General features: G+C 59.9%; 7 protein-coding genes. 1 reads left to right on the forward strand and 6 read right to left on the reverse strand.

Annotation, left to right across the window (positions count from 1 at the left end; genetic code table 11):
• Positions 1-15: 15 nt before the first annotated feature.
• The 6 genes from ACR0JE_RS07870 to xdhA all read right to left on the reverse strand — a co-directional run bounded on the left by ACR0JE_RS07870 (position 16) and on the right by xdhA (position 8,327).
• Positions 16-936, reverse strand: coding sequence for an ABC transporter permease (locus ACR0JE_RS07870; RefSeq protein ID WP_480548726.1), 921 nt, complete (start codon positions 934-936; stop codon positions 16-18).
• Positions 936-2,018, reverse strand: coding sequence for an ABC transporter permease (locus tag ACR0JE_RS07875; RefSeq protein WP_170536120.1), 1,083 nt, complete (start codon positions 2,016-2,018; stop codon positions 936-938). Before ACR0JE_RS07875 ends, ACR0JE_RS07870 begins: the two co-directional genes overlap by 1 nt.
• 63 nt (positions 2,019-2,081) lie before the next feature.
• Entirely contained in the window at positions 2,082-3,599 is a 1,518-nt protein-coding gene (locus tag ACR0JE_RS07880) for an ABC transporter ATP-binding protein (RefSeq protein WP_480863786.1), read from the reverse strand.
• Positions 3,596-4,531 carry a xanthine dehydrogenase accessory protein XdhC gene (gene xdhC, locus ACR0JE_RS07885; protein ID WP_480863787.1) on the reverse strand — a complete coding sequence of 312 codons (936 nt, stop codon included), beginning with the start codon at positions 4,529-4,531 and terminating at the stop codon, positions 3,596-3,598. Before xdhC ends, ACR0JE_RS07880 begins: the two co-directional genes overlap by 4 nt.
• Positions 4,531-6,933, reverse strand: a complete 2,403-nt coding sequence (gene xdhB, locus ACR0JE_RS07890; RefSeq protein ID WP_480863788.1) for a xanthine dehydrogenase molybdopterin binding subunit — start codon at positions 6,931-6,933, stop codon at positions 4,531-4,533. The genes xdhC and xdhB overlap by 1 nt, the downstream gene beginning before the upstream one ends.
• Positions 6,930-8,327, reverse strand: coding sequence for a xanthine dehydrogenase small subunit (gene xdhA / locus ACR0JE_RS07895; RefSeq protein WP_480863789.1), 1,398 nt, complete (start codon positions 8,325-8,327; stop codon positions 6,930-6,932). The genes xdhB and xdhA overlap by 4 nt, the downstream gene beginning before the upstream one ends.
• Positions 8,328-8,670: 343 nt before the next feature.
• Here xdhA and dnaE point away from each other — a divergent pair, with 343 nt between their 5' ends.
• Positions 8,671-12,171: a DNA polymerase III subunit alpha gene (gene dnaE / locus ACR0JE_RS07900; protein WP_480863790.1), complete on the forward strand. Its 3,501-nt coding sequence runs from the start codon at positions 8,671-8,673 to the stop codon at positions 12,169-12,171.
• Positions 12,172-12,243 lie beyond the last annotated feature (72 nt).

The following is a 12,243-nucleotide window of genomic DNA, read 5'->3' on the forward strand; positions in this document are numbered from 1 at the left end:
TGGTTCAGTTGGCCCCTAGTGTGAGGCATGGAATATTCGGCCCAGTGAGGCAGGTGCGCTGCTCTTGTCGGCCGAAAGGATCACAAGCACAAGGATCGTGATGATGTAGGGCGACATTGCCAGATACTCGACCGGGATGGCAACGCCCGCTGCCTGCAAATTAAGCTGCAACACGGTGATGCCGCCGAACAAATAGGCACCCAGCAAGGCGCGCCATGGTTTCCAGCTGGCAAAGACCACCAGCGCCAGGGCAATCCATCCCACACCGGCGGTCATGCCTTCGGTCCACTGTGGTACTCGGATCAGACTGATATAGGCGCCACCGAGACCCGCACAGGCACCCCCGAACAGGATCGCCAGAATGCGGATCTTTATGACCTTGTAGCCCAAGGCATGGGCTGCATCGTGGTTTTCACCCACCGCGCGCAGGATCAAACCCACACGGGTGTATTTCAACGTGGCCCAGACCGCCGCCGTAAGCGCGATGCCAACATAGAGGATCGGGTCATGCTGGAACAGGATCGGGCCAATGACAGGAATATCGCTGAGTATTGGGATATGGATATCCCCCATGCTGGGCGGCTTGATGCCCACATAGCTTTGTCCCATCAGCGCGCTGAAGCCGAGGCCGAACAGGGTCAGCGCCAGTCCGCTGGCCACCTGGTTGGCCAGCGCCACTTGCGTCAGCAAAACAAACAAAAGGGATAGCACCGCACCACCAATCGCTGCGGCGACAAAGCCCAACCACGGAGAGCCGGTCTCGACCGATATCGCAAATCCGCTGATTGCACCAACGATCATCATGCCCTCGACACCGAGGTTCAGAACGCCTGCTTTCTCGACAACCAGCTCTCCGATTGCGGCCAGCAGTAGGGGGGTTGCGGCCACCATCAGCGAGGCGATCAGAAGGACGGGATTGATTTCACCAAGGTCCATTATGCCACCTCGCTACGAGCCGCACGGATGCGGTAGTTTGTCAAAAGATCGAAGGCCAGAAGGAAGAACAGCAGCATCCCCTGAAACACCTGAATGGCGGCGGCTGGTAGCCCCAGCTGGGACTGTGCGATTTCACCGCCGATATAGGTCAACGCCATCAGGCCACCGGCCAGCAGAATACCCACCGGGTGCAATCGGCCCAGAAAGGCCACGATGATCGCCGTGAAGCCATAGCCGACGTTGAAGTCGATGCTGACCTGCCCAGAGGGTCCAGACACTTCGAACATTCCCGCCAGCCCGGCCAATGCACCAGACATGCCAAGGCAGAACAGGATCAGACGGGCCGGGTTTACCCCTGCGAATTTCGCAGCGCGTGGTGCTTCGCCGGTAAGTCGAATGTGAAACCCCAGCATATGGCGGTTCAGCAGCACATAAGAGAAGATCACCGCAACGAAGGCCGCGACGACACCCCAATGCATCCCCGACCCTGCGATCAACTCGGCATTATGCGCGCTGTCATAGGATTGCAGATTGCGCGAACCGGGAAAGCCGAACCCTTCGGGGTTTTTCAGGAGGCCCAGCGAGACCGAGGCCAGCATCTGCTCGGCCACATAGACCAGCATCAGAGACACAAGGATTTCATTTGTCCCGAAGCGTACCTTCAGAAAGGCTGGGATCATCGCCCAGAGCCAGCCACCAAACGCCCCGGCAAGTACCATGATCGGAAAGATGTAGAACGCTTCCATCGGGTAGAAAGCCAATCCAGCACCCGCCCCGAAAATGGCACCCATGATGTACTGGCCCTCGGCCCCGATATTCCAGATCCCAGCCCGGAACCCCAGCGACAGGCCGATGGCGATCAGCACCAAAGGCGCGCCTTTCACCAAAAGCTGTGGACGGTAGTAGAACGCGAACTCACCGAACAGCGGTTCCCAGAAGATCGTGCCGATCGCTTCGACCGGGTTCTTTCCCAGAATGGCGAACAGGACACCGCCAAACACCATCGTCGCCAAGACAGCCACCAGTGGGGTCGCATAAGACCACGCCTTGGACGGCTGTGGCCGTTTCTCCAACACAATCATCTGCCCATCCCCCTGCGCATTCTCGTTTGTTTTTTGTCTCTTTTGCCGAAGGCGGGCATCGGATCACACATGGGCCACCTCCATGCCATGCGCGCCGCCCATCATCAGGCCGATCTCATCCACCGTCAGGCCTGTGGTCTCGCGCGGCGCGCTCAGGCGGCCTTCATTCAGTGCGGCGAAACTGTCCGAGATTTCCATCAGCTCATCCAGATCCTGCGAGATGCAAATGACGGCGGTTCCTTTGGCCGCCAGGTCCAAAATGGCTTGCCGGATCGAGGCCGCAGCCGCCGCATCCACACCCCATGTCGGTTGGTTCACCACCAGAACATCTGGGTTCTGCAGGACCTCACGACCGATCACGAATTTCTGCAGGTTTCCGCCTGACAGCGACCGCGCGGCGTTTTCGGGCCCCGGCGTGCGCACATCGAACGCGCTGATGATTTTCTCGGCAAAGCTTTTGGTATCGGCCCATTTCAGAAAACCGTTGCTTTCCAGCCCCTCCCTTACCGATCCCGTGAGCAGGGCGTTTTCCGTCAGGCTCATATCGGGTGCGGCGGCATGACCCAGCCGTTCCTCAGGCGCGGTCAGTACGCCCAGCTTGCGGCGTGCGGTTGGGCCCAGCTTGCCAATCGGTTGGCCGTTGAACTTGATCGCATCAGTGGCGGTTTGGATTTCACCTGACAACACGCCCAGCAGTTCGTCCTGACCGTTCCCGGCGACGCCGCCGATCCCCAGAACCTCGCCTTTGCGGACGGTCATATGAACGTTCTTCAGCGCGGTTCCGAATTCCGAAGGGGAAGGCACCGACAGACCGCTGACATCCAACGCAACTTCACCGAAGGCGCGGCCCGACCGTTCCGGGGTTTGCAAGGTTGATCCCACCATCATCTCGGCCATGTCACGGGCCGACGTCTCGGCAGGCACGCATTCCCCCACATTCTTGCCCAAACGCAGGATTGTGGCGTGGTCGCAAAGCGTGCGGATCTCTTCGAGTTTATGCGAGATATAAAGGATCGAGGTGCCCTCAGACCGCAGCTTGTTTAGCGTCTCAAACAGGATTTCGACCTCTTGTGGGGTCAGCACGCTGGTTGGTTCGTCCATGATCAGCAGCTTGGGGTCCTGCAGCAGGCAGCGGATGATCTCGACCCGCTGACGCTCTCCCGCGGACAGGTCGCCGACCGTGCGGTACGGGTCCAGCGGCAGGCCGTAAGTTTCAGACACCTCTCGGATACGCGATGCCAGATCGCCCATGGGCGGAGGGTTTTCCATCCCCAACGCAATATTTTCAGCCACGTTCAGCGCATCGAACAGCGAGAAGTGCTGGAACACCATCGCAATCCCATCCGCCCGCGCCGCGCGGGGTTCCGCAGGGGCGAAGGGCTGGCCTCGTAGCATCATAGTGCCGCTGTCTGGCTTCACCAGCCCATAGATCATCTTGACCAGCGTGGATTTCCCCGCGCCGTTCTCGCCCAGCAGCGCATGAACTTCGCCTTCGCCGATGTCGAACGACACCTGATCATTGGCCACGACGCCGGGATAGGCCTTGGTCAGCCCTTGCAGGCTTAAGAGTGGAGTGGTCACGCGCTCAGGTCCTTCTTCAACTCAGTCCGTCGGGCCGGACGCAGAAGCTGCGCGGCGACGCCAACGGCGATCATTTGCGGGTGTTTGCCCAGAGCGGGATCGCCGATTGGACAGGTGATCCGGCTGATCTGTTCAGGCGAATGCCCAAGAGCTGCCAGCCGCGACCGGAATCGCGCCCATTTCGTAGCCGAGCCGATCAGCCCCGCAAAGCGGAAATCATGCGAAAGCAGCCGGTTGCACAGTTCTAAATCCAGATTGTGTGAATAAGTCAGCACAAGATGCTCAGCATTGGGCCGTACATGGCGAACCAGCTCGGCTGGTTTGGCCACTGGAACTGTGGTGACACCTGCTGGGACCGAGGCCGGGAAGCGCTCGGGTCCTGTGTCGACCCAGGTGATCGCGATGTCGGGCAGGGGGGACAGAACGTCCACCAGCGCACGGCCTACATGACCAGCACCCCAGATCCACAGGTCCCGCGTGGGTTTGTGAACGGGTTCCACCATCCAGCCATCGATCAGCTGCGGTTCGGGGGCAATCCCCTGACCGCGCGCAGTCGCCAACAACCGTTTCACTGACAGAGGCATTTCGTCTTCAGATGCGGATCGCGCTATGATCGTGTCGTCGAGTGCTTCAACCGTCTTTGTATCAAAGACCTCGCTGAACAGTGAAACTGCGCCGCCGCAGCATTGGCCCATATCGGGTCCAAGCGCGTGATGGGTTAGACGGGTGGGGAGGGATTGGGACCGCGCGGCTTCGGCGGCCTGAAACTCCAATGTGCCGCCGCCAATCGTTCCGCTCTGGCCATCCCGCCAGACCAACATCGCGGCACCAACCTCGCGTGGGGACGATCCCTTGATTGCGGCGATGACGACCCGAGTCACCTTACCGTGGGTTCTGACCGCCTCCCTCAAAGCCTCTAGGTCGAAACCCATCAGATGCCCCCCTTCACCCGCTGAACACCGCGCCAGACTTCCTCGGCCGTGGCGGGTGCATCCAGCGCCGGATAGCTGTCGCCGCAGGCTGCGACCGCATTCGACAGGGCCAACCATGCCGAAATGCCCAGCATGAAGGGTGGCTCACCCACCGCCTTCGAGCGATAGATCGTATCCTCGCGGTTCTCGCCATCCCAAAGCGCGACGTTGAAGATATCAGGCCGGTCCGAACAGGCTGGGATTTTGTAGGTCGAGGGCGCGTGTGTGCGCAGGTTGCCCTTGCCATCCCAAACCAGTTCCTCGGTCGTCAACCAGCCTGCACCTTGCACATAGCCGCCTTCGACCTGTCCGATATCGAGCGCCGGGTTCAGCGACGCGCCTGCATCATGCAGGATATCGGTGCGCAGAATGCGGTTTTCGCCGGTTAGGGTGTCGATGGCCACCTCGGTGACGGATGCGCCATAGGCGAAGTAAAAGAACGGACGGCCCCGGCCTGCGATCCGGTCCCATTCGATCTTGGGTGTTTTGTAGAAACCGGTTGCCGACAGGCTGATGCGACCCTGATAGGCCAAAGCGGCGGCCTCAGAGAAGGTATAGCGTTCCGCACCGACCGAGACGTGACCGTCCGAGAAAGTAACAGTCGACGGGTCCGCCTGATGACGCTCGGCCAGATAGTCGGCCATCCGGTCGCGGATCGTGTCGCAGGCCGCTTTGACCGCCATGCCGTTCAGGTCACTGCCCGAAGACGCCGCGGTGGCCGATGTGTTCGGTACTTTGGCCGTGTCGGTTGCGGTGATCTTGACCATCTCCAGCGGAATGCCAAAGCGCGACGCAGCGACCTGTGCGACTTTCTGGAACAGGCCCTGACCCATCTCGGTGCCGCCATGATTCAGATGAACCGAGCCGTCCTGATACACATGCACCAACGCACCTGCTTGATTGAGGTGGGTGAGCGTGAAGGAAATCCCGAACTTGACGGGGGAAAAGGCGATGCCCTTTTTGACTACGCTATTCTCGGCATTCCACTTTTCGACGGCGGCTCTACGCGCAGCGTAGTTGCTGGATTTCAGCAGCGCTTCGGTCATGCCATGCAGTTCGAAATCGCTGACCTCCATGCCGTAGAGCGTGGTGTTGCCGCCTGCGGGCAGAGGGCGCACGGGTGCGTCGCCCATCTCAACTGCGCCCCGGCTTGTCAGGTCTTCGTGCGGATCGGGGTGACCCAGTGGTTTCTCTTCTGGCCGCGTCTCGGCGACTGTATGTGCCGGTTCATAGTAGTTCCGGCGACGCAGCTCGACCGGGTCCAGGCCCAATTCATGCGCGGCGTGATCCATGACGCGCTCGATGCCGACCATGCCCTGAGGGCCGCCGAACCCGCGATAGGCGGTGGCGGATTGGGTGTTGGTTTTCAGCCGGTGGCTCTCGATCCGAGCATTGGGCAGCAGGTAGGCGTTGTCCGAATGCAGCATCGCTCGATCGGCGACGGGCAGAGACAGGTCCTGCGCCCAGCCACAAATCGCGTGGTGTAGGAACGAGACGCCTTGAATGTGGCCGTTCTCATCAAACCCGGCTTCGTAGGAGATGCGGAAGGCATGGCGTTTGCCGGTAATGATCATGTCGTCATCACGATCATAGCGCATCTTGCAAGCCTTGCCGGTGGCGCGCGCGGCAATAGCACAAGCCACTGCTAGAGCGTTGCCTTGACTTTCCTTGCCGCCGAACCCTCCGCCCATCCGGCGGGTCTCGACCCGGACCGCGTGCATGGGAACGCCCAGCGCATCGGCTACTTTGTGCTGAATCTCGGTCGGGTGCTGGGTGGAACTGTGGACCAGCATATCCGCGCCTTCATTCGGCACGGCAAGCGCCGCTTGACCTTCGAGGTAGAAATGCTCTTGCCCGCCAAGCTCGAAGCTTCCTTCGATTATATGGGGCGCGCTAGCGATCGCGGCGTCAGCGTCGCCCTTGGAGTATATGCGGGGGCCATCCTCGAACCGGCTGTCGGCAGCCAGAGCGTCTTCGATGGTCAGGATCGGGGTGTCTTCGGCATAGTCGATCTTGCCCAACCGCGCGGCCTTGCGGGCGGCGAGATGGCTGGTGGCGACGACCAGAAACACGGGCTGACCGATATAGTGCACCGTTCCATCCGACAGTAGTGGCTCGTCGTGGATCGAGGGCGAGACATCGTTGGCGAAGGGCAGATCCTCGGCCGTCACCACCTGCATCACGCCATCCGCAGCTTTCACGGCCGACAGGTCCATCGCGTTGATCGTGCCTTTGGCAATCGGGCTCAGACCAAAGGCCAGATGGAGGGTGCCTTTCGGCGTCGGGATGTCATCCACATAGCGTGCAACACCGGCCACATGCAGAGGGGCCGCGTCGTGGGGGAGGGGTTTGGTCACGCTCATGCCGTCACCTTCAGCACGTCGGTCACTTCGCCCTGATCTTCCAGGAAATACCGTTCCAGCATCGCTTTGGCGGTCTCCAGACGATAGGTGGCCGAGGCGCGCATGTCCGTGAGTGGTGAATAATCGTCCGCAAAGCTGGGCAGCGCGGCGTCAATCACCGCGCGCGACCAGGGTTTGCCGATCAGTGCGGCCTCGACATGGGTTGCCCGTTTCGGAGTTCCTGCCATGCCACCAAACGCAATACGTGCCTGCGTTACGGTGCCGTCCGTAACGGTGATATTGAAACAGCCGCACACGGCCGAGATGTCCTGATCGAACCGTTTGCTGAGTTTGTATGCCTTGAGCCTGTCGGGCTGACGCGGGAAGCTCACGGCCTCGACGAACTCGCCAGGGGCACGGTCTTGCTTGCTGTATTCGATGAAGAAATCCTCAAGCGGGATCGAGCGCCGTTCGCCGCTCTTGCGCAGATGCAAAGTTGCACCCAAAGCGATCAGGGCGGGCGGGTTGTCCCCGATGGGTGAGCCATTGGCGATATTGCCGCCGACGGTCGCTGCGTGGCGGACCTGAACGCTGGCATAGCGCCGGATCATCTCGGCGTAAGAGGGGTGGATGTCGGCAAGCGCGTCACCCATGCGGTTCATATCGACCATTGCTCCGAAACGGATGTCGTCATCGGTGAAGGTGATCTGTTTCAGGTCGTCGCAGCGGCTGAGAAAGATCACCGGGTCGAGATCGCGCAACTGCTTAGTGACCCAGAGGCCAACATCGGTGGCCCCCGCGATCAGGGTCGCGTTGGGGTGCCGTGCATAGACTTCCGCCAATTCGTCGGATGACGTGGGGAGCAAGGGGGGCTCTGCCCCCCGGCCTGCGGCCTCCCCCCGAGGTATTTTTGAACAAGATAAGGACTGGTCGTCGGTGATCCATTCCGGGGTCGGTTGGGATTCGGCGGCTTGGGCGGCGCGGATGATCGGGGCATAGCCGGTGCAGCGGCACAGGTTCCCGGCCAGTTGCGTGTCGTGGTCCGTGGCGCCGGTGGCGTGACTTGTGACCATGGACATCACAAAGCCCGGCGTACAGAAGCCGCATTGCGAGCCATGCAGGTCGACCATGGCCTGTTGCACCGGGTGCGTCTCGCCGTTCGGGCCGCTTGCCCCTTCGACGGTGCGGACCGCTTTGCCGTGCAACTGGGGCAGGAACAGAATGCAGGAATTCAGCGCCTTGTGGCCATCCGCATCCGTCACCATGACGGTGCAGGCGCCGCAATCACCTTCGTTGCAGCCCTCTTTGGTGCCGGTCAGGTCGCGATCTTCGCGCAGCCAGTCCAGCAGGGTGGCTGTCGGATCGACATCCTCCAGTTCCACTGTCTCTCCGTTCAGAAGAAACGTGATCGTCATACGAGAAACCCGTCGCCTTACCCGGTTGCGCCCTTTCGGCCCTCCTTCGATGCGACGTAGAAAGAGTGGCGGGCGAGTAGCTTGCCGTATGATGTTAGAAACAGCGTGGCTTATCTGGCAAGAAAAACTGCCTATATAATGTACCATTGCAGCCGAACAGTGTGAAAACATCGGTGTTCGGTAGTGCTCAGCCCGTTGAAATTAAATTGTTTTCTGAACTGAACTTGCCGCCATCCCCGAAGCACCTTCTGAAAAAGCCGAATAATCCGCGCTGATTTTTTAGGCATCCCAAAGCGTCGGTTCCCGCTTTTGTGCGACTGCTGGCTGCGATAGCGTAGAGGGTATGAGCAGTACCCCTCGATTCATTCATCTCCGCGTTCACACCGAATATTCTCTGCTGGAAGGGGCCGTGCGGCTGAAAAAGCTGCCCGCCTTGTGCGAGAAAATGGAGATGCCCGCGGTCGCCGTCACTGACACGAACAGCATGTTCTCGGCTTTGGAGTTTTCCGTCTCGGCCAGCGGGGCCGGGATACAACCGATCATGGGCTGTCAGGTCGATCTAACCTACCTGCAGGCGCAGCCAGGCGAGAAGCCCAAGGCGCCCGCACCGCTGGTGTTGCTGGCGCAATCCGAAGCGGGGTATGAGAACCTGATGAAGCTCAGTTCTTGTCTATACGTGGACAAGGGCGGGCAGTTGCCACAGGTGACGTTGGACGAGCTGGCAGAGCGGGCTGACGGCCTGATCTGCCTGACCGGTGGCCCTGATGGGCCGGTGGGCAGGCTGTTGCAGCAAGGGCAGCGCCCTGCGGCTGAGGTTCTGGTAGACCGGCTTGTGGGGATGTTCCCAGGCCGTTTGTATGTCGAATTGCAGCGCCATCCCGGCGAAGATGGCCAGCCCGAGGCCGAACGCCTGACCGAACGTGGCCATGTGGAAATGGCTTACGCCAAGAAGCTGCCATTGGTGGCCACCAACGATGTCTACTTCCCGACCTCGGACATGTATGAGGCGCATGATGCGCTGATCTGTATCGCTGAGGGCGCTTATGTTGATCAGCAAGAAGGCCGCCGTCGCCTGACAGCGCAGCATTATTTCAAGTCGCAACAAGAAATGACGACTCTGTTCGCCGATCTGCCTGAGGCCATCGAAAATACAGTTGAGATCGCAAAGCGCTGCGCCTTCATGGCGTATCGCCGCGATCCGATCCTGCCGAAATTCGCGGATGATGAGGTGGCCGAACTGCGCCGCATTGCCAATGAAGGCTTGCAGAAACGTCTGGCTGTGATCCCCCATGCGGTGACGCCTGAGGAATATCAGAAACGGCTGGATTTCGAGCTGGACATCATCGAAGGCATGGGTTTTCCGGGCTACTTCCTGATCGTTGCTGATTTCATCCAATGGGCCAAGGACCACGACATTCCGGTGGGGCCAGGGCGGGGCTCGGGCGCGGGCTCATTGGTGGCCTATGCGCTAACGATCACCGACCTTGACCCGCTGCGCTATTCACTGCTGTTCGAGCGGTTCCTGAACCCCGAGCGGGTCTCGATGCCGGACTTCGATATCGATTTCTGCATGGACCGGCGCGAAGAGGTGATCCGCTATGTGCAGCAGAAATACGGCCGCGACAAGGTGGGGCAGATCATCACTTTTGGTGCATTGCTGTCGAAAGCTGCCGTACGTGACATCGGGCGGGTTTTGCAGATGCCGTATGGGCAGGTCGACCGGCTGTCCAAGATGATCCCGGTCGAAGGAGTCAAACCCGTCTCCATCGAAAAGGCCCTGAAGGACGAACCGCGCTTGCGCGAAGAGGCGCGCAGCGAGGAGGTCGTGGACCGCCTGCTGAATTACGGCCAGCAGGTCGAAGGGCTTTTGCGCAACGCCTCGACCCACGCTGCGGGGGTCGTGATCGGAGATCGGTCTTTGGACGCGCTGGTGCCGCTTTATCAGGATCCGCGTTCGGATATGCCGGCCACCCAATTCAACATGAAATGGGTGGAACAGGCCGGGCTGGTGAAGTTTGACTTTCTGGGTTTGAAAACGCTGACCGTGATCCAGAACGCGATGGATTTGATCTTCAAATCCGGGCGGGATTTGCACATCGCGCCGGATGGCACGGAATTGTACGAGCCGGCGGAAGGAGCCGTGAATCAGATCAACGCGATCCCGCTGGATGATGAGGCGACGTACAAGCTCTACTCCGCAGCCAAGACGGTGGCGGTGTTCCAGGTGGAATCCTCGGGCATGATGGACGCGCTGAAGCGGATGAAACCGGACTGTATCGAGGACATCATCGCCCTTGTCGCGCTGTATCGCCCTGGCCCGATGGAGAACATCCCCAAGTTCTGTGAGGTCAAGAACAAACTCAGTGAACGGGACACGCTGCACCCGTCGATTGATCATATCCTGGACGAAACCCAAGGCATCATCGTCTACCAGGAACAGGTGATGCAGATCGCGCAGGAAATGGCGGGCTACAGCCTTGGCGGCGCGGACTTGTTGCGGCGCGCGATGGGTAAGAAAATCCAAGAAGCGATGGATGCCGAGCGGCCCAAATTCCTCAAAGGTGCCGCCGAGAATAACGTGGATGAGGCCAAGGCGACCGAGGTTTGGAACCTGCTGGACAAGTTTGCCAACTATGGCTTCAACAAATCCCACGCCGCCGCCTATGCGGTGGTCAGCTATCAGACAGGCTGGCTGAAGGCGAACCATCCGGTTGAGTTCATGGCCGGTGTCATGAACTGCGATATCCATCTGACCGATAAACTGGCCGTTTATTTCGAAGAGGTCCGCAAGGGGTTGGAACTGCCTTATGTGCCGCCCTGCGTGAACCGGTCTCAGGCGACCTTCGATGTTGTGGATGGGCATCTGGTTTATGCGCTGGGCGCGCTAAAAAACGTGGGCGTGGAGGCGATGAACCTGGTGGTCGAAGGACGGGGCGAGAAACCGTTCGTGAACCTGTTTGATTTTGCCCGCCGGGTCGATTTGAAACGGGTTGGCAAACGCCCGCTTGAAATGCTGGCGCGCGCCGGGGCCTTCGATGAGCTTGATAAAAACCGCCGCCGCGTGTTCGAAAGCCTGGATCCGTTGGTGCAGTATTCTGCGGCGATCCACGAACAGAAGAACTCGAACCAGGTTTCGCTGTTTGGTGAGGCGGGGGATGACTTGCCCGAACCGCGCTTGTCACCCACGCCCGATTGGTTGCCTGCGGAACGCTTGAGTGAAGAATTCAAGGCGATTGGCTTCTACCTCTCGGGCCATCCGCTGGATGACTACATGCCAGCATTGAAACGCAAGCAGGTACTAACCTTGGATGAGGTGATGGAAAAAGCGCGCTCGGGGCCGTTGATCGCCAAAATGGCGGGTGTTGTTGCCGGGCGGCAGGAACGGAAATCTGCGCGCGGCAATCGCTTTGCTTTTGCTCAATTGTCTGACCCGACCGGGGCCTATGAGATCACGCTTTTCTCCGACACGCTGGAAAAATGCCGCGAGTTTCTGGAAACCGGGGCGCAAGTGGTGCTGACAGCCGAAGCGACGATGGAGGCCGATCAGTTGAAGCTGCTGGGCAGGTCTGTTGGGCCAGTCGACTCTGTCGTGGCCGATGCTGGTGCAACCGGGTTGCGTATCTTCGTGGATCAGCCTCAGGTGTTGCCCACTGTTGCCAAAGTGCTTGAGGATGCAGCAAGCGCAGCCAAAGGGGCCACGAAGGGGCCAATTCAACTGTGCCTTCTGGATCCCGGCCTGCCGGGCGAAGTTGAAATGGACCTGGGGCAGGTTTTCCCGATCAATCCACAGATCAAAGGCGCGATCAAATCCCTGGAAGGCGTGATGTCAGTCGAGGAATTCTGACCTCGGCTTTTGTTGCCAGAGAAGACCCGCCCCGCTAGGCTGAATTGCAGATTGATTTTGAAGTTATACAGG

It is taken from the genome of Ruegeria sp. H3 (assembly GCF_056533095.1).

Coding starts and splice junctions, on each gene's coding strand:
- ACR0JE_RS07875 (WP_170536120.1), bottom strand. CDS start 2,018: ATGATTGTGTTGGAGAAACGGCCACAGCCGTCCAAGGCGTGGTCTTAT.
- xdhC (WP_480863787.1), bottom strand. CDS start 4,531: ATGGGTTTCGACCTAGAGGCTTTGAGGGAGGCGGTCAGAACCCACGGT.
- ACR0JE_RS07870 (WP_480548726.1), bottom strand. CDS start 936: ATGGACCTTGGTGAAATCAATCCCGTCCTTCTGATCGCCTCGCTGATG.
- dnaE (WP_480863790.1), top strand. CDS start 8,671: ATGAGCAGTACCCCTCGATTCATTCATCTCCGCGTTCACACCGAATAT.
- xdhB (WP_480863788.1), bottom strand. CDS start 6,933: ATGAGCGTGACCAAACCCCTCCCCCACGACGCGGCCCCTCTGCATGTG.
- xdhA (WP_480863789.1), bottom strand. CDS start 8,327: ATGACGATCACGTTTCTTCTGAACGGAGAGACAGTGGAACTGGAGGAT.